Annotated in this window: 34 protein-coding genes and 1 pseudogene; 1 reads left to right on the top strand and 34 read right to left on the bottom strand. The window is 53.5% G+C overall.

The window, feature by feature from the left end; genetic code table 11:
- Window position 1 precedes the first annotated feature (1 nt).
- From traL to traM, 5 genes are all read right to left on the bottom strand, one after another.
- A complete protein-coding gene (traL, locus tag AC6CWS_RS23565) occupies window positions 2-307 on the bottom strand; it encodes a type IV conjugative transfer system protein TraL (RefSeq protein ID WP_004178059.1) in 306 nt (101 codons plus the stop codon).
- Between the two features lie 13 nt (window positions 308-320).
- Window positions 321-689, bottom strand: coding sequence for a type IV conjugative transfer system pilin TraA (gene traA, locus AC6CWS_RS23560; protein ID WP_023307550.1), 369 nt, complete (start codon window positions 687-689; stop codon window positions 321-323).
- 53 nt (window positions 690-742) lie between these two features.
- Window positions 743-1,114, bottom strand: coding sequence for a TraY domain-containing protein (locus AC6CWS_RS23555; protein WP_004208838.1), 372 nt, complete (start codon window positions 1,112-1,114; stop codon window positions 743-745).
- Window positions 1,115-1,197: 83 nt separating this feature from the next.
- Window positions 1,198-1,893, bottom strand: a complete 696-nt coding sequence (locus tag AC6CWS_RS23550) for a transcriptional regulator TraJ family protein (protein WP_023307551.1) — start codon at window positions 1,891-1,893, stop codon at window positions 1,198-1,200.
- 206 nt (window positions 1,894-2,099) lie between these two features.
- Window positions 2,100-2,492, bottom strand: a complete 393-nt coding sequence (traM, locus tag AC6CWS_RS23545) for a conjugal transfer relaxosome DNA-binding protein TraM (protein WP_004206766.1) — start codon at window positions 2,490-2,492, stop codon at window positions 2,100-2,102.
- A gap of 434 nt (window positions 2,493-2,926) precedes the next feature.
- Here traM and AC6CWS_RS23540 point away from each other — a divergent pair, with 434 nt between their 5' ends.
- Window positions 2,927-3,406 carry a transglycosylase SLT domain-containing protein gene (locus AC6CWS_RS23540; protein ID WP_082226181.1) on the top strand — a complete coding sequence of 160 codons (480 nt, stop codon included), beginning with the start codon at window positions 2,927-2,929 and terminating at the stop codon, window positions 3,404-3,406.
- 37 nt (window positions 3,407-3,443) lie between these two features.
- Here AC6CWS_RS23540 and AC6CWS_RS23535 read toward each other — a convergent pair whose 3' ends face one another.
- The 29 genes and pseudogenes from AC6CWS_RS23535 to parM all read right to left on the bottom strand — a co-directional run bounded on the left by AC6CWS_RS23535 (window position 3,444) and on the right by parM (window position 19,813).
- Window positions 3,444-3,974, bottom strand: a complete 531-nt coding sequence (locus tag AC6CWS_RS23535) for an antirestriction protein (RefSeq protein ID WP_082226180.1) — start codon at window positions 3,972-3,974, stop codon at window positions 3,444-3,446.
- 624 nt (window positions 3,975-4,598) lie between these two features.
- Window positions 4,599-5,432: an N-6 DNA methylase gene (locus tag AC6CWS_RS23530; protein ID WP_065905247.1), complete on the bottom strand. Its 834-nt coding sequence runs from the start codon at window positions 5,430-5,432 to the stop codon at window positions 4,599-4,601.
- 46 nt (window positions 5,433-5,478) lie between these two features.
- Complete coding sequence (locus tag AC6CWS_RS23525) at window positions 5,479-5,709, bottom strand: CCDC81 family HU domain 1-containing protein (RefSeq protein WP_065905248.1); 231 nt, start codon at window positions 5,707-5,709, stop codon at window positions 5,479-5,481.
- A gap of 88 nt (window positions 5,710-5,797) precedes the next feature.
- Window positions 5,798-6,145: a hypothetical protein gene (locus tag AC6CWS_RS23520; RefSeq protein WP_023292162.1), complete on the bottom strand. Its 348-nt coding sequence runs from the start codon at window positions 6,143-6,145 to the stop codon at window positions 5,798-5,800.
- Window positions 6,146-6,210: 65 nt separating this feature from the next.
- Window positions 6,211-6,591 carry a hypothetical protein gene (locus tag AC6CWS_RS23515; protein WP_065905249.1) on the bottom strand — a complete coding sequence of 127 codons (381 nt, stop codon included), beginning with the start codon at window positions 6,589-6,591 and terminating at the stop codon, window positions 6,211-6,213.
- Between the two features lie 814 nt (window positions 6,592-7,405).
- On the bottom strand, window positions 7,406-7,822 hold the full coding sequence (locus AC6CWS_RS23510) for a helix-turn-helix domain-containing protein (protein ID WP_049010942.1): 417 nt from the start codon (window positions 7,820-7,822) through the stop codon (window positions 7,406-7,408).
- Window positions 7,819-8,130 (bottom strand): type II toxin-antitoxin system HigB family toxin, encoded by a 312-nt coding sequence (locus AC6CWS_RS23505; protein WP_065905253.1) that lies wholly within the window; start codon window positions 8,128-8,130, stop codon window positions 7,819-7,821. The genes AC6CWS_RS23510 and AC6CWS_RS23505 overlap by 4 nt, the downstream gene beginning before the upstream one ends.
- 106 nt (window positions 8,131-8,236) lie before the next feature.
- A complete protein-coding gene (locus tag AC6CWS_RS23500; protein WP_049157091.1) occupies window positions 8,237-8,461 on the bottom strand; it encodes a hypothetical protein in 225 nt (74 codons plus the stop codon).
- Between the two features lie 10 nt (window positions 8,462-8,471).
- Window positions 8,472-8,684: a hypothetical protein gene (locus AC6CWS_RS23495; RefSeq protein WP_065905255.1), complete on the bottom strand. Its 213-nt coding sequence runs from the start codon at window positions 8,682-8,684 to the stop codon at window positions 8,472-8,474.
- 60 nt (window positions 8,685-8,744) lie between these two features.
- Window positions 8,745-9,101, bottom strand: coding sequence for a hypothetical protein (locus tag AC6CWS_RS23490; RefSeq protein WP_019706019.1), 357 nt, complete (start codon window positions 9,099-9,101; stop codon window positions 8,745-8,747).
- Window positions 9,102-9,937: 836 nt separating this feature from the next.
- Window positions 9,938-10,351 carry a helix-turn-helix domain-containing protein gene (locus AC6CWS_RS23485; RefSeq protein ID WP_032411285.1) on the bottom strand — a complete coding sequence of 138 codons (414 nt, stop codon included), beginning with the start codon at window positions 10,349-10,351 and terminating at the stop codon, window positions 9,938-9,940.
- A complete protein-coding gene (locus AC6CWS_RS23480; protein WP_032411288.1) occupies window positions 10,352-10,630 on the bottom strand; it encodes a helix-turn-helix domain-containing protein in 279 nt (92 codons plus the stop codon).
- Window positions 10,620-10,940, bottom strand: coding sequence for a type II toxin-antitoxin system RelE/ParE family toxin (locus AC6CWS_RS23475; RefSeq protein ID WP_004152720.1), 321 nt, complete (start codon window positions 10,938-10,940; stop codon window positions 10,620-10,622). Before AC6CWS_RS23475 ends, AC6CWS_RS23480 begins: the two co-directional genes overlap by 11 nt.
- Before the next feature lie 80 nt (window positions 10,941-11,020).
- A complete protein-coding gene (locus AC6CWS_RS23470) occupies window positions 11,021-11,245 on the bottom strand; it encodes a hypothetical protein (RefSeq protein ID WP_014343499.1) in 225 nt (74 codons plus the stop codon).
- A gap of 10 nt (window positions 11,246-11,255) precedes the next feature.
- A complete protein-coding gene (locus AC6CWS_RS23465; protein ID WP_019706020.1) occupies window positions 11,256-11,468 on the bottom strand; it encodes a hypothetical protein in 213 nt (70 codons plus the stop codon).
- A gap of 60 nt (window positions 11,469-11,528) precedes the next feature.
- Complete coding sequence (locus tag AC6CWS_RS23460; protein ID WP_019706019.1) at window positions 11,529-11,885, bottom strand: hypothetical protein; 357 nt, start codon at window positions 11,883-11,885, stop codon at window positions 11,529-11,531.
- Between the two features lie 692 nt (window positions 11,886-12,577).
- Window positions 12,578-12,898, bottom strand: coding sequence for a hypothetical protein (locus AC6CWS_RS23455; RefSeq protein ID WP_001568049.1), 321 nt, complete (start codon window positions 12,896-12,898; stop codon window positions 12,578-12,580).
- Between the two features lie 34 nt (window positions 12,899-12,932).
- The gene (locus tag AC6CWS_RS23450) at window positions 12,933-13,187 is read right to left on the bottom strand and encodes a DNA polymerase III subunit theta (protein WP_011977779.1); all 255 of its coding nucleotides are present in this window, start codon (window positions 13,185-13,187) and stop codon (window positions 12,933-12,935) included.
- Window positions 13,188-13,373: 186 nt separating this feature from the next.
- Window positions 13,374-13,565 carry a hypothetical protein gene (locus AC6CWS_RS23445; protein WP_001568047.1) on the bottom strand — a complete coding sequence of 64 codons (192 nt, stop codon included), beginning with the start codon at window positions 13,563-13,565 and terminating at the stop codon, window positions 13,374-13,376.
- Window positions 13,566-13,607: 42 nt separating this feature from the next.
- Complete coding sequence (locus AC6CWS_RS23440; protein ID WP_013214014.1) at window positions 13,608-14,114, bottom strand: antirestriction protein ArdA; 507 nt, start codon at window positions 14,112-14,114, stop codon at window positions 13,608-13,610.
- A 42-nt stretch (window positions 14,115-14,156) separates the two neighbouring features.
- Window positions 14,157-14,585, bottom strand: a complete 429-nt coding sequence (locus tag AC6CWS_RS23435) for an antirestriction protein (protein WP_001568045.1) — start codon at window positions 14,583-14,585, stop codon at window positions 14,157-14,159.
- Window positions 14,586-15,265: 680 nt separating this feature from the next.
- The gene (locus AC6CWS_RS23430) at window positions 15,266-16,033 is read right to left on the bottom strand and encodes a YubG family protein (RefSeq protein ID WP_124989587.1); all 768 of its coding nucleotides are present in this window, start codon (window positions 16,031-16,033) and stop codon (window positions 15,266-15,268) included.
- Window positions 16,034-16,086: 53 nt separating this feature from the next.
- On the bottom strand, window positions 16,087-16,506 hold the full coding sequence (locus tag AC6CWS_RS23425) for a DUF1380 domain-containing protein (RefSeq protein ID WP_001568043.1): 420 nt from the start codon (window positions 16,504-16,506) through the stop codon (window positions 16,087-16,089).
- A 9-nt stretch (window positions 16,507-16,515) separates the two neighbouring features.
- Window positions 16,516-16,737, bottom strand: coding sequence for a YubE family protein (locus AC6CWS_RS23420; protein ID WP_032411297.1), 222 nt, complete (start codon window positions 16,735-16,737; stop codon window positions 16,516-16,518).
- Window positions 16,737-17,438 (bottom strand): DNA methylase, encoded by a 702-nt coding sequence (locus AC6CWS_RS23415; protein WP_001568041.1) that lies wholly within the window; start codon window positions 17,436-17,438, stop codon window positions 16,737-16,739. Before AC6CWS_RS23415 ends, AC6CWS_RS23420 begins: the two co-directional genes overlap by 1 nt.
- Before the next feature lie 71 nt (window positions 17,439-17,509).
- A pseudogene (locus tag AC6CWS_RS23410) lies at window positions 17,510-17,679 on the bottom strand (hypothetical protein); the annotation flags it as partial.
- 195 nt (window positions 17,680-17,874) lie between these two features.
- Complete coding sequence (locus AC6CWS_RS23405) at window positions 17,875-18,105, bottom strand: hypothetical protein (protein WP_001568040.1); 231 nt, start codon at window positions 18,103-18,105, stop codon at window positions 17,875-17,877.
- A gap of 62 nt (window positions 18,106-18,167) precedes the next feature.
- Complete coding sequence (locus AC6CWS_RS23400) at window positions 18,168-18,839, bottom strand: plasmid partitioning/stability family protein (RefSeq protein ID WP_032411299.1); 672 nt, start codon at window positions 18,837-18,839, stop codon at window positions 18,168-18,170.
- Window positions 18,840-18,841: 2 nt separating this feature from the next.
- Complete coding sequence (parM, locus tag AC6CWS_RS23395; protein WP_001568038.1) at window positions 18,842-19,813, bottom strand: plasmid segregation protein ParM domain-containing protein; 972 nt, start codon at window positions 19,811-19,813, stop codon at window positions 18,842-18,844.
- Window positions 19,814-20,112: the final 299 nt, after the last annotated feature.

Raw genomic sequence — 20,112 nt, 5'->3', positions numbered from 1 at the left:
TTTATTTAATCCACTGCCGGAAACAGGAGTCCGGAACATCATGAAAGAAACCTTTAAGAAGGGAGGTTGGCAGATACCAGTAAATCAGGTCGCGTAGCCAGGAACTGCCCCGCCCTTTTTTCAGTTTCTTGATACCCCAGAAAACCAGTGCCGCTGCAGCCATACCAAAAATGAACTTGCTGGTCCAGAAACCCCAGCCGAGACAAATCACGGCCGGGATAAGTTCATCGAGATATAAGCCAAACCAGCGGGACTGGTTAGTCAGTGTTTCCGGGAAACGGTATCGCTTTAATTCGTCTCCCGTCATCACGTGCTTCCTGTCAGTAACCGGCGACCGACATACCGATGGTGATAAAGGTGGAAATAATCGCGAAGCCAAACAGGAACTTCACGTTTTTGGTCATCATGTACATGATGCCGCCGGCGACAACTTCTGCCAGAACCACCCATTTGACGACGCTGGATTGCTTACCAAACGTGCCTTTAACGGTCGCATCCCCGGACTTCATCAGGTCGGTTGCCGTGGTGGTGGCCATCGCAGCATCCGGGAAGAACGCCGCCACAGCAGCAACCGGCAGCACAACTTTAGCGGCTTTCAGGGCTTTCTTTTTATTGAAAACGCGGGACATAAAAGACGGTTTGGTTTTTTCAGGGACAGCAGAGCCCTGAACACTTAATACAGCATTCATATTTATTTCCTTTTAAATAGATAATGTTTAAATGGTAATACCTTCGGGACTACTTATGTTTCAGATACTGACCTCCTTATCACTTCGACTTCAGAACTATAAAAATCAGGAAATTCGAACAGATGTGCTTTGAGACGAAGATAAACTTCATGCGACTTGCTTCTGTTACTTTTATTTTTAGCTGCAATCAGTTTTTTGTTTGTATCCTCATCAAAGCGGGCCATAACAACAGGACCAAAACTCACACTCTTATATGTTACAGTTGGATAAAAATCTGGATAGCGTAAAAGGTGATCCTTAACCCTAAGCACAACCTCCCCAGCCTTACTACGTCCGCTTCTCTCTTTGGCATTTACCAATTTCAGATGCGTATCTTCATCAAGTTTGAAACTAACGCATGGACCTAATGCCGGACGAGTAGTCATTCGCCTCACTTGCACCTCCACTCTACTTTTCAATAGGAGTAGTCTCACAAATAAAACCCCTTAACACAATAGACAAAAGGTCACTATTTATTTAACAATTTATTAACGCGACTTCCAATTAATTCTGTAACAACCTTACAGAATGAAAAGGCCATTCCACTGGCGAATAAAAAATAAAATACCTCTTCTCTCGTGCGGATTGGTAAAGCAGCAAGAATACGATTCACCCTGTTTTTCGATGTTCCAATTGCTATATTTAAAACCTCTGAAATCTGATTGTGGGAGGCACCAAAAGAATATAGAGCCAGAGTCTCAATCTGAACATCAGTTAAAAAACCGACTGCATTTTTAAATTCGTTGAGTTTTTTTATAAAACCTGAGCGAACAGGAGACAGTAAAAAACCGCCTCGTTGAAGATGACAGAACTTCCACAGAGTGAACTCTGTTCCATCAAATGACATCCGTTCTATTATAAAATCCCATCGGTTCCCATTAATGGGCAAATTTTCCTCAACGAGCATTTTTCGATCGCCTGAGTAAACTTCTGCGTCAAGAGCTGACAGACGTAAAGAAGAGGAGATTTCCAAACGGTTAAACCATATGTTAACGTTAATATTGTGCAGAAAAGTTGTAGCGAAAGAATGATTGAAATGGGAAAAGGATCCATCACGGAGCCTTATACAAGCAGGATGGCTAGAAAGGTTGACAGTTAATTGCATTTCACGAAAGAAATCCAATTGACTACAGTTGGTGTTTTCAATACGATCCATCGAACACATAGGAGCCTCCTCAACAGGATTCTATGGGCAGCTGATGTGAAGGGGGCCAACCCTTCACATCAGCGATTCTCAAATTTTGTGAGACCTGAGCCTCTCAAACTATGATAAATGTAACCCACTTCCCTGTCACTAAAAATACGCAGATCATTCCGCTTTTATTTTTTATATTTTAGTTTAATAATCTAGATAACTTAATGTTGTGTAGTTTACTCTTCGTCACCATCTTCTGATTCTGGAAAGAATGTATCGACCACTTCTTTAGTGTCTTCCAGAATGTTATCAATCATAAATCGCCACTCAAATTTTTGGTTACCTGAGATATGTGGACTCAAACAAGAAATTCCCAAAATTTTGTTGGTTGCAAATTGTGTCTTCAAAACTGTTTCAAGCAAAACCTTATTGAAAGCCATCTGATTAAAGCCGCTTTCTTTCCTTTCCATTTGCGCTTCATAAACCCTCAAGCCTAACTCGACAAGCATCGTAGACACACTGGAAAAACTAACATCTTTCTCCCTGGCGCCCTCAGCTTTCCGTTTCTCCACAATGGCATTAATTTTTTCAGCAACTTCATCGCTAACATATGCCTGTATCTTTGCCATATCCATCCCTTAATATAAAAAGAAATCTTGATACTATTTACAGCCAACCAATTCAGACGATTCACCAACGATTCAATTCGCGATTCGAATCTAGATTCACCGCCTTGAAACTCGATTCATAAGGCGAATCACACCACGAATTGAATCTAGAGTCAATTCGCCAATAAAGCTAGATTTCATAAGGGTTGATTCGTTACTGATTCACCCACGATTTATAAGTGAATCGTTAGCGATTCATCTGCGATTCATATTTATATTACATAATGAAAGATAGTGTAATTTAGTTGACCATAACTCTATGGTTTAAATAATAAATCTGCAAAATTTTAATTTTGCGTGGGGTGTGGTGATTTTGTGGTGAGGAGTGCATATCTGTTGAGTCTGGTTCTGGTCTGGGTTAACGTATTTGCGGGAACCGACCCGGAGGGAGTCTTTTGAGAAAACAACTGGTATTAGCTACCCTGCTTTTAATTTCCACGCCTGCCTGGTCTGCGGATTGTTTTGATATGGCAGGACGGGACTATCGAATAGATCCCGATCTACTGCGGGCTATTTCATGGCAGGAGTCTAAATGGAAGGTGAATGCCATTGGGAAAAACCCGGGATCTGGCTACGGTGCCGGACTGATGCAGATCGACTCGCAACACCAGGGTGAACTGTCGCAGTACGGTATTAAACCGGGACACCTTCTGACTGATGCCTGTCTGAATATTTACACCGGTGCTTATTATCTGGCACTGGCTTTTAAAAAATGGGGAGTCAGCTGGGAGGCAGTCGGCGCCTACAACGCCGGGTTCCGGAGATCGGACAGGCAGGCCATACGACGACTGGAGTACGCCAGGAAGATTGAGGCCATCTACCTGGCTATCAAGAGAAATAAAAATGCCGGCCAGTCATCTTTAACAAAAAACTGAAGACCTCATTCATGAGGTCTTCAGAACAGGGAAGTGATTAATCAATTGCCCGCCATATTAAATGCCGTTCGGGATGCTGAATAATGCTGATATAATCCTTCAGTGCATCCTGCCGTGAAACCAGACGCCTGCAGATCTGGTCATATTGCGGCCCCATTTCAGCCACGTGCCAGGACAGCCTGTTCATAATCATCAGCGTGGCAATAATGCCTGCTGCATCGGCGCTGACCTCACCTTCGAAATAATTTCCCGGGATGCACATCCTGTAACGCTGATCACCTTCTGGTGCGATATATCCGGTCTGCGTGGTAATGAACTGGATGCTGTTGGGTGCAATATTCCCGCCAACACCCTGTGGAATAACCCAGTAAGACCAGGAACCACCGTCGTATTCAGAATGCTGGCGTAACCAGCTCGCGGCCATATTATCGGCTAACGGCGTAAAAAAGAGGTCCGGGATAAAATCCAGGCGAGCTTTACCATTGGTTACGGCACAGCGCAGATATTTGTCTGTTTTAAACTGTTCGTCTGATTCACGAGTGGCGGTGTTGACTTTCATTGTGCGCATACTGATTTTCTCCTTCGCGGTTTATTAAAACGTTCGACTTCATCACTGAGCGGCGAAGGGCAATTTGCAGCCGACGGGGAGAAAATAAAGGGGCGCCTGGCGTTCATATACCCCTTTATTTTCGCCACGGCTGATGCTAAAAGCAGCCCTCCGCGAAAGATGAAGTCGGGCGATATCGAGCAGGAGTGAGAATGCGCACAACCCTGAACGTCAATCCGGTGTTTATCGGATTCACGTTCAGGCCCTGGAGTGGCGGGTATTTATCGCCACGGTGAGAGCGGCGCATCCTGATAAGGATGCAGCAAGCGAGATTTTGAATTTGCGTCAGGATGGAAGCCCGACAGGGCAGAGACAGCTTGCTGGCTCTGTTCACGACAGCCGTGTCCCGACAGGGACGACGCCCGGGTCAGAATTTATTTAATCTTTCATCAGAGATAAATAGCGGAAGAGATACACAGCAGAATATCGGAAGCGATGTAACAGGGATGAATAAAGAATATTGATGAGATAATACCGCGCCGGAGTAATACGGGCGGCGCGTAGCGCAGCCGGTATTATTCAGCGCCACAGGCGCTGCGGCCTTTTAGCGCAGTCGGGCAGGTTATCCCCTGCCCTTCCGGTTATTTACGCGGCCTCCTGTATTCCGCGCATGAAGTCCCGCATAGCCCTGAACCGGCGCAGATCTGCCAGTCGTTTTTCAAAATCATTGAGGTAGTAAACCGGGGTATACCTCACCCGCCGGAACTGCATCGTGAGCGTGTTGCCCGTCACCACTTCCGCCGCTATCCCCAGCAGTGACAGCTGGATGAATGCCATATCTGCCGCCACCGGATCGATGTCAATGCAGCTGCCGAACATGTGCATGGAGGGGTTAATATCCGCTTCAAGCAGGCACTCTGCACAGGCGATCAGCATCCCTGCGGCCCCACACGCCGGATCGCTGACGGTGGCAATGCCTTCCTGGCGGATAGTGTCTCTGACGCCTGGCATCAGCATTCGCGCCATCAGACACTGCACCGAATACGGCGTAAAATACTGCCCGCGAAAGTTATCGCCCAGCTCAAGCCCCATAAAAATCGCGCCGAGGAAATCATGAAATTTCGCCTCCAGCGCACACACCATCAGGCAGAACATTTCCTGCATGTTCGCGATGTCGGTGGCCTCGTACCGGGCGCAGATTTTCCGGCAGTGCTCCATGCTCTCCGGTGTTCGTATCCGGGCCATATCCAGCTCACTGGCGGCGAGTGACAGAAAATCACTGAACACTTCCCAGCGCCCCATATGGCGCCCCGTGTCTTTAAATACGCTGATAAACCGGCTTCGGCTGTACTGCGCGCTCATCATACGATGAACCGCAGGCACCTGTTCCGCGATCTGCTGCTCTGCCTGAATAACAGGGCTGTTATCCGCGGTTTCTCTGGCCAGATTGAACACATCGGCAAAATTCATCTGTGACATAGCATTATCTCCGCTGTTGCCGCTCCCGAAGGAGCGGCTCACCTTGTCAGTTACATGCGCGTTTGAGTTCAAGCGTGCGGAGCACCTGTCCGAAGGCGGTGTTGTTCATCGCGGGGATATGGACACCACGCCCCTTGCGAACGCTCCGGGCAATATGCCGTCCGAAAGCCTTCAGCGCCGGGTCAATCTCCTGTGCGGCGATATCATCACGCAGGTTGCGCTGATGACGGCGGGGCTTTACAGCCTCAGTGGAAGGTGAAACAATGGATACGTTCATTTTGAACTCCTGGGTTTATTTGAACAGCCGTAAAAATCGTTCCAGCGACTTTTACGGCGTGGATAAAGCAGGGTTTTCCCTGCTTTTTTCATTTCCGGAACAGGTTAAATTCCTCCTTAATGCGCGTTGTAATCTGCGCATGGCTCAGGTTGCACACATCCCGCAGCCGGAAATATCTGGCTCCGTAGCGGGCATATATCTCTGTCACGTCACCGCAGACCATCTCCTGCAGCATGAACGTTTCCCACTCGCCGTTCTCACTTGTTGACCAGTTGAGCGGATACATCAGGCCCAGCGCGTCATGGAACGTGTGAACGTCGATTTCTGAGGGGGCTTTAACCGCTGCTTTCTGCCGGCTCAGCCAGTATTCGCGCTCTGATTCTGCTGTAGCCAGCATTCCTGGATGGGCTGAGGATTCGGTCAGGTGTAAGTTCATACGTCTCTCCTTATGTGGATCACCGGCGGCCCCCGGACCGCCAGATGTTGGGAAAAAAAGCAGACTCATGGCATATGGCGTTCAGCGCGCATTGAGTCAGCAATGTATTTGCGTGCGTCATTCCACACTTCCTTACCGGTATCACCAAAAAGAAGCTCAACGATTTTCCGGGACTGAAGCCACGGTTGAGCAACGCCGAAATGCACCTGCAGAACGTCCGCGTGCCAGTCAACCACTCCCGCCCCCAGGACGTTATCAGCCATACGCATCAACGTTCCCCACACCAGTTCACTTCTTTCGCTTTCTCTCAGACGCTTGTTTTTAAGCTCTACCAGATGCAGCAGAAGACTTTTTTGCTCGCTAATCGCGTTGGCCAGAAGGTTTTCAACCCATCTTTCGGTAGATTCTTTGGTGGCGGTTTTGACGTTGACGTTCTGTGTGTTCATTCTGCTTTTCCTCTGGTCTGGTGGTTAATCCATCTCTCGGTGAGTTCCCTGGCGGCAAAGGGCAAAGGAGCAACGGCGGGGCGGAAGGAGAAGGGCGCCGCCAAAAGTTTTTGCGGTCCCTGGCAAAAAGTTTTGGCGGCGTTCATTTTACCCTTCGGATGACGACACGACGGTGCTACGACCAGCCCTCCGCCGGGGAACGGACGAGGGATGACTCACCAGTGGAAGGGATGAGAATGAACACACCCGACACGACGGAACGGCGTGGCGCCATCAGAGTGCCGGCAGGTGTATCGCCGGCACGGTGAAAGCGGCGCGGCCGGAACGGTCGCAGCAAGCGCTGCCGTTGACCTCAGACATCAGACACTAGCCGACAGGCCCGAAACCGCCTGGCGGGTTCGGCGGAGCTTACCGCGTCTTTTCGCGGTTAGCGGAGTGTGGCTCGACGACTGGACAGCGCAGCTGGCCAGGAGCCGAAGGTGTCCAGTATAGGTGTGCTTTTAAAGCCTTTAAGAGTTAAAAAGAGGAATCACAGCAGGGAGAAGAAGAGGAAGCAGACAGACAGCAGGCAGCAAACAGGGAAGACGCGGAAAGGAAATGCGGGCGGCGCGTCAGCGCGGCCCGGTTTTCCCGGCGCCGCAGGCGCGCGGCCTTTATGCCCGTCTCGCAGGCAGGATGAGAGGTTTAAGACAGCTACTGTGCGATCGCAGCGTTTCATTCCCTGCATTAAACTCTCGCCATGCAGTCATGCCTTCCAGCAGTTCACTAAATACGTCTCGCTCTTTCATCTGTGCCCTCTTCGCCTGCTCCGGTATCAGTCAACAAACATCGAGACCGGGATTTGAAATCGATTTGCCAGCGCCCGCATGTGATCGAGGGTCAGACTACGTTCACCACTGAGGATCCGGCTGACGAGCGATTTTTTGCCTATCTCGTTTTCAAAATCGGACTGTGAAAGCCCGTGTTGCTGCATGAGAACCCGCAGCAACGAAACACCGTTCTTGCCTGCTTCGATGCGCGTATTAAATTCTTCAAATTCCACCGCGTTATCTTCCCAGGCATCAATGCGGGCAGTCAGCATATCAACCAGCGGGCTGTCCGGGTCATGTTCCAGAAGATATTCAACGAGTTTAAGTGCCTCTTCGTAATCTTTGCGGGACGAGCTGCCACCCAGCAGAGGGACAATACTGGCCAGGTCATTCGCCGCTTTAATGGCATCGCTAAAAATCATTCTTTGTGCTCCCGATAATATTTCGTTAAGCGATCATATTCAGCATGGGTGGTGATGTGTTTGACGAATATCTTTCCGCGCTCAAAATCAGCAAAAAACATCATTCTAAGGTTATTACCACCGATATCGATAACCCACCATTTTTCCCGGTATTTCATGCGATCCAGACTGGTAAAGTATCGCTTTAGCTCATCCGGTTTTTTTGCGACAACCCGCTTTAGTACACGATAGGTGTCATCGATGGCCACTGCATCATTCGGATAGTGTCTTGCCGCCTCATCAAAAGGGGCTCGTGATATAACATGCACGCCATGCCTCCGGTTTCCATTATGGAAACATTGTACTTCACTCCACGGGAGTTGACAATATGAAAACAGGCTGACAGGCCAATTTCTTCCCCGCCAGCCATTCCGATTACCCGACGTTTACGACTTCAATGCCCAGGATCAGAGCGATGAATTCTGCTTTGTTCTGAAGCAACCAGGTGCGTGCTTCGGGTGCCTGAGCTTTGCTGATATCGATATCAAACTGATTAAGCGCTGCAGCATCGGCGTGTCCAAGTGTAATACCGCGCCACTGCATCCCTGCAAAATAGGCGTTCCCTGCCCCCTGCTGGATTTTTCCTTTCACGTGTGCCATTGCCCAGACCTCATTTCACACCCAGACGGCGGAACATATCGGCGATGATATTCCGGCGGGTATATGAGGCACCTGCGGCTTTCAGATCGGCCAGCACGTTATAGGCGAAACTGGCTTCCTTTCCGTGAAAAGCGATCACCTTTTCCGCCTTTGGTTCAAAACAGGATGGGGAAGTTTCCCGGGAGAAAGCCTCTGATGAGTGTTGATGGCCGTATACTTTCATTTTGCGTTACCTCTGGTCTTTAAGGGATGGCAGCGATACGCCGCCATCCGTGTTTATTTCTCAGCAGTCGTTTGCCGCCAGTTCACTCATCAGTACATCCCGTGCTTCCAGCGCGCGTTCCTCTTCGGCTAGCGTCAGCAGATAGCCGCGCTTTGCCGCAGCGCCCATTAACACCGGACGGTCTTTCAACGGCAGCGCATCCAGATAATCCAGCGCACCACCCAGCAGATGGGCCTGATACAGCTCGTAATGCATCCCGCAGCACCGACCAGCCTTTTTCTCGATACGTTCCAGCACTACATCGGCGCGGATAACATCGAATGGGTTTCGGGAATGAATGTTGCGCACAAAACCGTCAGTCCGGAGGGTTGTGCTTTCTTTGGTGGAGGGTTTTACGTTGACGTTTTGTGTGCTCATCCAGTTTTCTCCTCTTTCTGGTTTTCTGTCTGTTAAAACCATCACCCGTTGAGTTGCCGGGGCCGCGGTTTTGACTTTGTGCGGGGACCTGCTGAACCTGCCCCCTGGATATAACCTTCACCCGTTTGAGAGCCGTTCGCCGCAAGGGCGTAAACGAGCACGGCCCGGTGCAGATGTCCGGGGGTGAGCGGGAAATTTTTTTCGGCCTAATGAAGCGGCAGCGGAATGGCCGGGAAAAATTTATTGCGAAAGGCCCTGCCGTCCCCTGGACAGCAAGACGGGTTGTGCTTGTCTCAGCCCCGGCGAATGGACTCAAACGGGTGATACGGGTACCAGGGGAAAGGAGCAGGCACCCGCCGCAACGACGGAACGCGCGGGCGCGAAACGGCGTTGCCCCGCAGAGTGCCGGCAGTCCTTCGCCGGCACGGTGAAAGCGGCGCGACCGGGACGGTCGCAGCAAGCGCTGCCGTTGACCTTGACGTCAGACATCAGACACTAGCCGTCAGGCCCGAAACCGCTTGCGGGTTCGGCGGAGCTTACCGCGTCTTTTCGCGGTTAGCGGAGTGTGGCTCGACGACCGGACAGCGCAGCTGGCCGGGAGCCGAAGGTGTCCAGTATGGGTGTGCTTTTAAAGCCTTTAAGGGTTAAAAAGAGGCATCACAGCAGGGAGAAGAAGAGGAAGCAGGCAGACAGCAGGCAGCAAACAGGGAAGACGCGGAAAGGAAATGCGGGCGGCGCGTCAGCGCGGCCCGGTCTTCCCGGCGCCGCAGGCGCGCGGTCTTTCGAGGCGCGGCCAGACGGGGACCGATGCCCCCTTCGCCTGCTCTGTTCCCGAATCAGTCAACAAACATCGAGACCGGGATTTGAAATCGATTTGCCAGCGCCCGCATGTGATCAAGGGTCAGACTGCGTTCACCACTGAGGATCCGGCTGACGAGCGATTTTTTGCCTATCTCGTTTTCTAAATCGGACTGTGAAAACCCACGTTGCTGCATAAGAACCCGCAGCAACGATACACCGTTTTTACCAGCTTCGATGCGCGTATTAAATTCTTCAAATTCCACCGCGTTATCTTCCCAGGCATCAATGCGGGCAGCCAGCATATCAACCAGCGGGCTGTCCGGGTCATGTTCCAGAAGATATTCAACGAGTTTACATGCCTCTTCGTAATCTTTGCGGGACGAACTGCCACCCAGCAGAGGGACAATACTGGCCAGGTCATTCGCGGCTTTAATGGCATCGCTAATCATTCAAACCTGCTGAATTTTAAAGTTAACACCGCAGGCTCTGGCGTACCGAACCAGCGTCTGAATACTCATTCGCGCAGCGTTCTTCTCCATACGTGAGATAGTTGGCGCTTTGATGCCCATACGTTCTGCAACCTGTGCCGACGTCAAACCCGCTTCTTTTCTCCATGTTGCTAAGGTTTCCCGAAGTAGCTCCGAGGCTTCTTCTGCCTCGAATGCCGCGCTGTACTCATGATCGTTCATTGCTTCGGTATGAACCTGGCTAAGGGTTTTATATTTCATTCTGCATTTCCTCCAGTCTGCGAAGTGCCTGATCTATTTCTGCCGGGGGCGTTTTTGGCGATTTTTTGATAAAGATCCGAAGTAGAAAAATACGTTCACCACTCTGATATACCCAGATTCCGCGGGCGATATCTGCCCCCATTGTACGTATTTCGAAAAGGCCGTTTCCAAGCGGCTTGGTATCTGGCTCGCGTAGCTGGCGAGGGTTTGCTTCCAGCTTCATGAGTAGCCTGGCCATTTTTGCACGAATGGCAGCAGGCAGAGCCGTAAACTCTTTTTCAGCCTCATCATGAAAGATGACTGTGAACATGAATGTAATCTCTGGTCCGTATGTGTATACGTTAGCTTAGAAGCTAACTTAGCTCAAGAGCTAAGTTAGCTGACTTCTCACTACCCGATCTTTACAATCTCAATACCCAGCATAAGAGCTATGAATTCCGCTTTGTTCTGAAGCAACCAGGTGCGTGCTTCGGGTGCCTGAGCTTTGCTGATATCGATATCAAACTGATTAAGCGCTGCAGCATCGGCGTGTCCGAGTGTAATACCGCGCCACTGCATCCCCGCATAATAGGCGTTCCCTGCCCCCTGCTGGATTTGTCTTTTCACGTGTTCCATTGCCCAGACCTCATTCCACACCCAGACGGCGGAACATATCGGCGATGATATTCCGGCGCGTATATGAAGCACCTGCGGCTTTCAGATCGGCCAGCACGTTATAGGCGTAACTGGCATCCTTTCCATGAAAAGCGATCACCTTTTCCGCTTTTGGTTCAAAACAGGATGGGGAAGTTTCCCGGGAGAAAACCTCTGATGAGTGTTGATGGCCGTATACTTTCATTTTGCGTTACCTCTGGTCTTTAAGGGATGGCAGCGATACGCCGCCATCCGTGTTTATTTCTCAGCAGTCGTTTGCCGCCAGTTCACTCATCAGTACATCCCGTGCTTCCAGCGCGCGTTCCTCTTCGGCTAGCGTCAGCAGATAGCCGCGCTTTGCCGCAGCGCCCATTAACACCGGACGGTCTTTCAACGGCAGCGCATCCAGATAATCCAGCGCACCACCCAGCAGATGGGCCTGATACAGCTCGTAATGCATCCCGCAGCACCGACCAGCCTTTTTCTCGATACGTTCCAGCACTACATCGGCGCGGATAACATCGAATGGGTTTCGGGAATGAATGTTGCGCACAAAACCGTCAGTCCGGAGGGTTGTGCTTTCTTTGGTGGAGGGTTTTACGTTGACGTTTTGTGTGCTCATCCAGTTTTCTCCTCTTTCTGGTTTTCTGTCTGTTAAAACCATCACCCGTTGAGTTGCCGGGGCCGCGGTTTTGACTTTGTGCGGGGACCTGCTGAACCTGCCCCCTGGATATAACCTTCACCCGTTTGAGAGCCGTTCGCCGCAAGGGCGTAAACGAGCACGGCCCGGTGCAGATGTCCGGGGGTGAGCGGGAAATTTTTTTCGGCCTAATGAAGCGGCAGCGGAATGGCCGGGAAAAATTTATTGCGAAAGGCCCTGCCGTCCCCTGGACAGCAAGACGGGTTGTGCTTGTCTCAGCCCCGGCGAATGGACTCAAACGGGTGATACGGGTACCAGGGGAAAGGAGCAGGCACCCGCCGCAACGACGGAACGCGCGGGCGCGAAACGGCGTTGCCCCGCAGAGTGCCGGCAGTCCTTCGCCGGCACGGTGAAAGCGGCGCGACCGGGACGGTCGCAGCAAGCGCTGCCGTTGACCCTGACGTCAGACATCAGACACTAGCCGCCAGGCCCGAAACCGCGTAGCGGGTTCGGCGGAGCTTACCGCGTCTTTTCGCGGTTAGCGGAGTGTGGCTCGACGACTGAACCGCGCCAGCGGGTCAGGAGCCGAAGGTGGCCCCGGAGCAGATTGTGTGAAAGGAAAGTGAGGCAAAGCCAGAGGAAGAGCAGCAGCAAGATGAAGGGTACCGGTCAGGTCAGGACTGAGATTCGCCCTGCTCTTTTCTGTACTGTACAACGCAGTACCAGGCCGAAGCCAGGAAAGCAAAAACGGTGATCAACCCGCGTAATTCGTCACCCGGCTCTTTCCCCTTCAGCATCAGCGTTATGATGATGCCGGCAACGATAATCCACGCAATGCCACTCCAGAGGCGCAGCTTATCCGCCACGACATTAATCAGAACAAAAGCAACGGCCAGGATAGCCCCCCACAGAGCCGGAACAGGCTGAAACGGAATAAAAAACAGGTTAATACCGGTTAAAAGCGTCACGGCTGCAAACATCAGAGACATACGCATAAAATTTCCTCCCTGGACACACTGACTATAAGAATCACTTCTGCTGCTCATCTCCGGGTTTATTATATTCGGGCGCATTTGCGCGCGGCAGCTGCTGACTGTTCAGTCGATGTACGCGGAGCCGTTCATGGAAATATTCGCGCAGGTGTTCAGGCTGTTCCCGTTCAACAAGTTCCGGCACGACGGGCTTGTTCATGCGCTCCTGCCAGGCAACAGCAGCAGCCACCTTATCGACGGCAACTTTATCCTGCTCCTCCTTTGAAAAAGAGGCGATATTCCACTTTGACATATGCTTTACCGGTCTGCTTTACAGGAAGATACCCTGATAATACGCGAATTCCGGGGCAACAGCGACTGACAACGGAGAGGAGAGTGCGCGGCGCCGGAGGCGCGGCGACGTCTCTCTCCGGCAGGCGCAGCCTGCCCGGGTTTTCGCGCGGCCGGAAGCGGCAGAGGTTCCCCCCTGCCCTGTGATTTATCGTGCCTTTCCCCCCTGAAGAATGAAATGGCCGCCAATATAGACGGCGCACTGACAGGTCATGTATTCGCAGATTTCATCCATCACCTGCGCAGTGGTCAGTTCCCGCTGACCGGCATCGCGGCGGCGGGCATTAATCAGGGCTTTGTACTGTCGCAGGATATCGCGGCTTTGTGGTGCAAGTTTCATGTGCTTTCTCCTTAACCGGCGGGCTTCCCCGCCGGATAGTCATCAGTTGCTGAATACATAGCCTTCATGGAAGACATAGCCGCTGCTGAACAGATCCCGCGCGTAAGCCTCATAATCGAAATAGACGCGCAGGGATTCAGGCACCTCGTTTAACAGGCCGTGATCCTCCACAAAGCCATAAGCAAAATCCTCCTCGCTTTCAGCCTCGCCACAATACGCCTCATCAAAGGCGTCATAGTCGCACTCGCCGGTATAGTCCGCCCAGGCCACAAACGCGGCAGCGCGTCCTTCGTCCTGCGCCTGCCGGAATGCCTCGATAAACGCCCACTTAACAGAGGATTCAGAGGCAAACTGAGACGGGATCCCTTCCCAGTCCTGAAACATAAACTCGGGGTCATCCTCGGCGGCATGCAACGCCCGGCAGGCGTCATAAAATTCGTCTTCGTCGTCGAAGTCGGTTAAATCAAACCATTTGCCAAAAATACTGCCGCCGTTGTACTGGTGATATGTGCCCACGTAGACGGCCGGAACGGTTACTGATGAAGTCATTTTTGTCTCCCTGCGGGGCGGTGTAACCGCCCCGGTCGTTAATCAGTCCAGCGCGGCGTAAATAGCACTGCATTCGGGGTGAAAGGTGATGTGATTCCAGAGCTGGGCATCACGCAGCATATAAAGGCGAGTCAGCGCCGGGTTACTGCTGTCATGATGGGCCGCCAGACGGCGATTAATCGCCAGGCTGGTCAGAATAATGCCCGCCGCGTCGGCGCTGACAGTGCGATCAAACCAGTTTTCGCTACTGACCAGATGTACCCGGCCACAATCCGGCATCATGTAGCCGCCCCCCTCCGGCAGGCGAATAAAATGCCAGAAGCCGCCCTCATATTCGGGCATCCATTTTTTGGCCAGAGCGTACACCTGTAATTCCGCGAGCATGAAATCCGTGCCGAACAGGTACGGCATAAAAGACAGGCGGTCGGACTCCTCAACATTCAGGACCGGGCATGTATTCACATACTGCATGGATAAACCTCCGTAATCACATAGACTGCGGCACCGGGTTGTGCCGTGCCGACACGACAGCCCGGCGGAAAGCGGAAGATGCAGGGGCGACACCGGAGGCCGCAGCGCAGATATAGCGCGAAGCTGGTCTGGACGGTTTTCGAGCGAAACCTGAGCGAGAAAACGACGGGAAGAACGGCGAGCATCATAAAAAACCTGCGACCGGGCGAGGATGGCGGCGTCAGCGCACCCTTGCATCTGCAGCGGCCGGGCTAAAGTGAAGGCACGGCACTACCCGTCGCGATGCAGGAGGTTGAATACAGGGTTTCTCTCCCCCGTTTTTCGACCACCGGGAGAAAAGCGGAAGCAGATGTCGCAACGCGACAGACGCAGTAATAAGGCCACGGACCGGAGGGATGGGGCCGGGTGAAGCGGAGCCGGCGGCAACGGCAAGCCGGCGACTGCCTTATCCGGGGATGGCGGCGCCAGCGAACTCCAGCCTCTGCGGCTGCCGGGCTACAGTGAAGGCACGGCACAGCCAGCACACGGCACGGCGATAACAGAGGGTTGTGTTCACCCAAAAGGCCCGGAAACCGGGCCGGGTGGACGCGGAGCCGGCACGGCGACATCCTTATCGCACCACACCTCCTGTGCCGGCAGGCTGACAAGGGAGGGTCCCCCTCCCCTGACGCTCCGGGCTGTCACTCCTGAGTTCTGCTGGCGCGGGCCTCTCTCACCATTTCCCTTAAAACCCGGCGATCAAGCCAGCGCCGGACCGGAGTGTCCGTAAAACGCAGCTGATCAGCGATAACCCCTGCGCTCCTGATAGTTTCCTCCCGCTCGTTAACCAGGGTGAGCAGGACCGGGCAGAATCGCGCATCGCGAATCAGAATGGCATCGAGGACCTGATCCAGCCTGTCGGTTTCGTCTTCGTCCAGGCAGTTATCATGATCATACTCCACGGCCAGCAAGCGCCAGTCACCGATCCGCCTGTCCATCAGACGGGGAGTGACGGACGGCGTAAGCGCGGCGGCGATGCGCTTCGTATCCCGGTGGACGATTTCCGATATCTGCGTGAGGGAGGCTTTCAGGAAGGCCAGCAGATCGTCACATTCCGCCGCTGTCAGCCACTCCTGAGCGTAAGGCCGGCGGATAACCTGACAGTCAGCCAGCCGCTCCGGATGCGGATATGCCTGCACCGGAAAGAGATGCAGACGAGCCGGGGTTCCCGCCAGCCGCCGGGCGCTGGCGAGCAACAACGCTGCCCGGCCATACGTCAGCGGCTGACAAAGCTGTTCCGTAAGCGTGAGGATTTCCACGCCACTGAGAGAGCCGCAGGCGGCAAGCCAGCCGGGTACGGTTTCGGGGGCGACGGGCGCCATATCAACAGTGTCGGGCCAGCCAGCCTGGCGCAGCATCCGGTCGCCGTGACGCAGAATAAGCGTGTTAAGGGTTTCTTTTTTCATCATTATCGTCTCTGTCCGGGTTATATCTCCCCGCCGCGTGGCGGGGCGATCTGCTGTCAGCTTTTCAGTAATGCCCGCACTTTTGCTGTATCCGCCAGGCGGCGCATTACGCTTTCCGGCACCGGGAGATTGCGATCCCGTGCGGTCCATTCCCTGTCCCACAATGCCTGTTCGGCGGTAATCAGCAGGGTTTCAAGCAGGTCAACCGGCACAGTCACCCTCTGCCCGTTCTCTTTCACCTGGTCTATCAGTGCCATCACCAGGCCGGCTGACACGCCCGACTCAAGCCGTTGTTCTTCCGGTATAGTGTCCATGCGTTCCAGTACTGCCCTTACGTCATGTTCTGAAAAGGAATATTCCATCCCGTCAGCCAGTGCTTCAATATCCGCCGGGGTCCAGATAATCAGGTTCAGCGGGGTTTCTGCGGGATATTGCTCATTCAGCATCCTGCAAAGATCTTCACGGGTTCCGTACATGTTCTCTCCTCAATCCAGAAAGCTTTCATCGAGCATCAGTGCAATATTGAACGCCTCATCCATCAGGACGCTGAGACGTCGCAGACTGATACCGGCAAGCCGTTCCGCCAGTCCGTCGTACCGGTAGTGGTACGTGTCTTCCAGCACTTTCAGGGTGGTTTTCAGGTCGCAAAGATTGTTCGCCAGCCCGGCCACATCGCGGCGCAGGGTTTCGTGTCCGTCGTAATTCATTACGCGGCCTCCGGAAGCCATTCATCGTTCGCCGCCGGGGTATTGACGGCCCGGTGCATGGCGGCCAGTCGTTCGGTTCCGGCCCGGTGGTACTGCGCCAGCATTTCGATGCCGATATAGCGGCGTCCGGCACGGTATGCAGCGACGCAGGTCGAACCGCTTCCGGCAAACGGGTCGAGAACAATCGCGCCCGGAGCGCTGAATGACTCAATCAGCGGCTGTAGCGCCTCCACTGGTTTCTGCGTCGGATGCAGGGTATTACCGGTATACGGGAAGGGCAGCACATCCGGCAGCGGTTTAAGGGGCGGCACGGGGCGGCCTTTGGCAAGGACATAAGCCCCTTCATGGCAGTAGTCCACAAATCCGCGTCGGGCCCTGGCGTTACGACGGTTGGAGGCATAGTTTTTGGTGAACACAAGCTGGCCCACGGCATAGAATCCTGCCGCCTTCCACGCGGCCATAAAGCGGTCCACACGGTTCCAGCCGTAGAAGCTCACCATCAGCGCGTCTTTTTTAAGGACGCGGTACATCTCCAGCGTGGCCGGTTGCAGCCATTCGTCCGTCACATCCCCGGCAATCTGTCTGCCCTGACGGTCCTTAAAACCGACGAGGTAAGGCGGATCGGTCACAATAAGGTCCACGGCACGGTCGGGGAATCCGCGCATCACATCAATACAGTTCCCGAGAATGAATCTGGACATGGCAGCACTCCTGTAGTCTGAGGGGGCAGGAGGCATCACCGCGATACCGTTCCCTGCCGCACGCTGCCTGTTCATCGCGTCCGGTCACGGGTCAGGCCGACCGTGGAATACCGCAGCCGTCCGTCTTTTGGACGGCAAGGATATGCCGCGAAAGCGGCTTGAAGGGCGTTCCTTAAAAGGGCGAGGGACTGGCGTACACTCTCAACGACGCCGGGCCGGAGCGGAAAAACCGCCCGTCCCGTACCAGACCGGACGCGAGACACTGGCAGCGGGCGGCAGGCTTGCGTTAACTCCAGGCGAACGGGGAATTACCGGCATACCTGTCCACAAATCCGGGGCTTAAGATTGTGGATATCCTGAAGGCAAACGACGGAGAAGCGCGGGAGAACAGACGCCACCACGCCTGTTCTTTTTTTGAACAACCGGAAAGTTTATATCAGCGGTTCAGGGATTTATCCCCGGCCAGTGACAGGCCAATATAGACGCCCGCCCCCCAGATGACCTGCGACAAAATGAAAACCCACTGCGGAACGTCGAAAACCAGAAGCGGAAGCAGACATACCGTCACAATGCCAATCAGCCGGCTGCCAAATTTTCTGCGCACCGGTTCACTGCTGTCGACGGGAATGCGGGCGAGACGGAGAACATTTCTGAATCCTGGTGACATGAGAACCTCCCTGGGATGCCAGTCATTTGAAATCGGTGTAGTAGTGGATGTGATTCGTACTGTTAGTCGCCGAATGCACGCCGCATATTTTTCTTTATTTCCCGGGTATCCGACCCGGACACCGGCGCGGCAGATGCTGCCGGCGTATCCGGTACTGCAGCTGCAGCCCTGTTCACGTCAGCGGTGCCGGCCATCTGCTGAACCAGTGCCTGCAGCTCACTGACCGAGGTGGGCGGTACCGGCATACTGGCCAGCAGGCGCGGCAGCTCCGGTGCCGTCGTGTGGAGGGCAAGACCGGTGATAATCAGGTTTCTCAGCAGATCGCCACGCAGACGGGATGACGCCTCCGTCAGCACACTTTCCACCCGTTCTCCACTCCGGTCATTCTGAAGCGTCAGGGTGTAACGCCGGCGCTGGTATTCTGTCTCCGGTGACACGGGCAGAGCAGCCTCACCATTTTCGGGCTCATCCGGAAGGCCGGTGAGTGAGGACCAGGTTCCGGAGACCAGGGCCATCACGGCGCAAAGGCGGACAGCGCTCAGCTGCCCGGCAAAGAACACCGGGATCAGCGCCGGTAAACGGGCATCCACCTGGTATACCACCGCCCCGGCGGTGGCGGCGGTACGGATGAACTCACCGCGCAGGGGCTGTGAGATGGTGCTGATGGTTGCCATCGCCGCGATGTCGGTGCGATCGTCGCTGTGCAGATAGAAAGAATACTGGCCGTCCGGCACGTTTAGTCCTCTTTATTGTAAAGGGCAATCTCCCTGGCCAGCGCCATTTGCGGATCGCCTATAACCTCGATACGGTCAGGAGCCAGAGGCCAGGCCTGACGGATAGCCTCTTCAATGAGGGATGCCCCTCCCCCGACCAGGAATACCCGGTTAACGTTCCTGAAGGCCGTCAGCTCACTGGTAACACGCGCGCCCAGGGAGGTGATTGCCTCTGTAATTTTGTTCCGAACCTCGTCAATTTTACCGGCATCGTTGATCACACGCTGCAGATACTGACGATCATTGCGGTTGCGGATGATAGTGTCAGCGATGAGGGCGCTGGTTTCGCTGTCTGCCGCCCGCAGCGCGCCTGCAGCTGCCCGGGTGACCTGTGACACGCCGACAGACGGATTACCGTGCACCGCACTGATATCATCAAACTGGCCGACAATCACACCGGCATCGAGCGTGGTGCCACCGAGATCGATAATCAGGGTGGTCTCAGCGGGGCCGGGCTTCAGCTCCGCGAGACGGGAGAACGCCGCCGGCAGTGATTCCGGCATCACCTTCACGTCCGTTACGGTAAATGCCCTGCCCTTATTCAGAACCAGCTCACGCATCAGGTTTTCCCGTTTGCGTCGTATGTTCTCCTCGTTCCGCTGGCAGTCCCCGTCGTAATACTCACTCAGGGGCAGCGTCACGGTCAGGCTCACCGGCTGCGGCTCCAGTCCGCTGTTCAGCAGCGCATGATGCACGGCCAGCAGGTTGAGATCACCGTACTGATATTCCACGTTTGTTGTCGGGATGGCATCCCGGCTGACACTGTCCCAGGTGTATTTCAGCGTGCCCACCTGATAATTGAAGGTTGCCGCACTGAATTCTGCCACTTTCCAGCCATGCCGGAAGGAGTTCGCAGAGACTCGTGTCTGAAGCTCATCTCCTTCAAACCATGCCAGCTTAACATTAGTTGAACCATCATCGCAGTAAATATTCATCAATATGCTCCTTTAATTACACTCAATTTGATACTAATTATAAGAGCAAAATGAAAAAATCAAAGCAATATTTCTCAATGTGAGCAATATAAAAATATCAAAATGATTAATATTAGCATTTTGAACACCTTTATTTACTCAAAATGTTCTTAAGGCAGGGGATCTGGATTATCGTCACGCTGTTAAATATGTCGCGGTAGGGATACCCGTTACCGGATACCCCCCGCACAGATCCCGGCGTGCGCGATTTACGCACCGGGCTCCTGCCTCGGGTGTCTGGCGGTGAACCGCTCCACAGG

It is taken from the genome of Klebsiella sp. M041 (genome assembly GCF_059759695.1).
This window is presented reverse-complemented; position numbering and strand designations above follow the sequence as displayed.

Bases quoted from the DNA above. Each gene is read 5' to 3' on its own strand.
- traL (WP_004178059.1), bottom strand. From the start codon at position 307: ATGACGGGAGACGAATTAAAGCGATACCGTTTCCCGGAAACACTGACT.
- traA (WP_023307550.1), bottom strand. From the start codon at position 689: ATGAATGCTGTATTAAGTGTTCAGGGCTCTGCTGTCCCTGAAAAAACC.
- AC6CWS_RS23555 (WP_004208838.1), bottom strand. From the start codon at position 1,114: ATGACTACTCGTCCGGCATTAGGTCCATGCGTTAGTTTCAAACTTGAT.
- AC6CWS_RS23550 (WP_023307551.1), bottom strand. From the start codon at position 1,893: ATGTGTTCGATGGATCGTATTGAAAACACCAACTGTAGTCAATTGGAT.
- traM (WP_004206766.1), bottom strand. From the start codon at position 2,492: ATGGCAAAGATACAGGCATATGTTAGCGATGAAGTTGCTGAAAAAATT.
- AC6CWS_RS23535 (WP_082226180.1), bottom strand. From the start codon at position 3,974: ATGCGCACAATGAAAGTCAACACCGCCACTCGTGAATCAGACGAACAG.
- AC6CWS_RS23530 (WP_065905247.1), bottom strand. From the start codon at position 5,432: ATGTCACAGATGAATTTTGCCGATGTGTTCAATCTGGCCAGAGAAACC.
- AC6CWS_RS23525 (WP_065905248.1), bottom strand. From the start codon at position 5,709: ATGAACGTATCCATTGTTTCACCTTCCACTGAGGCTGTAAAGCCCCGC.
- AC6CWS_RS23520 (WP_023292162.1), bottom strand. From the start codon at position 6,145: ATGAACTTACACCTGACCGAATCCTCAGCCCATCCAGGAATGCTGGCT.
- AC6CWS_RS23515 (WP_065905249.1), bottom strand. From the start codon at position 6,591: ATGAACACACAGAACGTCAACGTCAAAACCGCCACCAAAGAATCTACC.
- AC6CWS_RS23510 (WP_049010942.1), bottom strand. From the start codon at position 7,822: ATGATTTTTAGCGATGCCATTAAAGCGGCGAATGACCTGGCCAGTATT.
- AC6CWS_RS23500 (WP_049157091.1), bottom strand. From the start codon at position 8,461: ATGGCACACGTGAAAGGAAAAATCCAGCAGGGGGCAGGGAACGCCTAT.
- AC6CWS_RS23495 (WP_065905255.1), bottom strand. From the start codon at position 8,684: ATGAAAGTATACGGCCATCAACACTCATCAGAGGCTTTCTCCCGGGAA.
- AC6CWS_RS23490 (WP_019706019.1), bottom strand. From the start codon at position 9,101: ATGAGCACACAAAACGTCAACGTAAAACCCTCCACCAAAGAAAGCACA.
- AC6CWS_RS23485 (WP_032411285.1), bottom strand. From the start codon at position 10,351: ATGATTAGCGATGCCATTAAAGCCGCGAATGACCTGGCCAGTATTGTC.
- AC6CWS_RS23480 (WP_032411288.1), bottom strand. From the start codon at position 10,630: ATGAAATATAAAACCCTTAGCCAGGTTCATACCGAAGCAATGAACGAT.
- AC6CWS_RS23475 (WP_004152720.1), bottom strand. From the start codon at position 10,940: ATGTTCACAGTCATCTTTCATGATGAGGCTGAAAAAGAGTTTACGGCT.
- AC6CWS_RS23470 (WP_014343499.1), bottom strand. From the start codon at position 11,245: ATGGAACACGTGAAAAGACAAATCCAGCAGGGGGCAGGGAACGCCTAT.
- AC6CWS_RS23465 (WP_019706020.1), bottom strand. From the start codon at position 11,468: ATGAAAGTATACGGCCATCAACACTCATCAGAGGTTTTCTCCCGGGAA.
- AC6CWS_RS23460 (WP_019706019.1), bottom strand. From the start codon at position 11,885: ATGAGCACACAAAACGTCAACGTAAAACCCTCCACCAAAGAAAGCACA.
- AC6CWS_RS23455 (WP_001568049.1), bottom strand. From the start codon at position 12,898: ATGCGTATGTCTCTGATGTTTGCAGCCGTGACGCTTTTAACCGGTATT.
- AC6CWS_RS23450 (WP_011977779.1), bottom strand. From the start codon at position 13,187: ATGTCAAAGTGGAATATCGCCTCTTTTTCAAAGGAGGAGCAGGATAAA.
- AC6CWS_RS23445 (WP_001568047.1), bottom strand. From the start codon at position 13,565: ATGAAACTTGCACCACAAAGCCGCGATATCCTGCGACAGTACAAAGCC.
- AC6CWS_RS23440 (WP_013214014.1), bottom strand. From the start codon at position 14,114: ATGACTTCATCAGTAACCGTTCCGGCCGTCTACGTGGGCACATATCAC.
- AC6CWS_RS23435 (WP_001568045.1), bottom strand. From the start codon at position 14,585: ATGCAGTATGTGAATACATGCCCGGTCCTGAATGTTGAGGAGTCCGAC.
- AC6CWS_RS23430 (WP_124989587.1), bottom strand. From the start codon at position 16,033: ATGATGAAAAAAGAAACCCTTAACACGCTTATTCTGCGTCACGGCGAC.
- AC6CWS_RS23425 (WP_001568043.1), bottom strand. From the start codon at position 16,506: ATGTACGGAACCCGTGAAGATCTTTGCAGGATGCTGAATGAGCAATAT.
- AC6CWS_RS23420 (WP_032411297.1), bottom strand. From the start codon at position 16,737: ATGAATTACGACGGACACGAAACCCTGCGCCGCGATGTGGCCGGGCTG.
- AC6CWS_RS23415 (WP_001568041.1), bottom strand. From the start codon at position 17,438: ATGTCCAGATTCATTCTCGGGAACTGTATTGATGTGATGCGCGGATTC.
- AC6CWS_RS23405 (WP_001568040.1), bottom strand. From the start codon at position 18,105: ATGTCACCAGGATTCAGAAATGTTCTCCGTCTCGCCCGCATTCCCGTC.
- parM (WP_001568038.1), bottom strand. From the start codon at position 19,813: ATGAATATTTACTGCGATGATGGTTCAACTAATGTTAAGCTGGCATGG.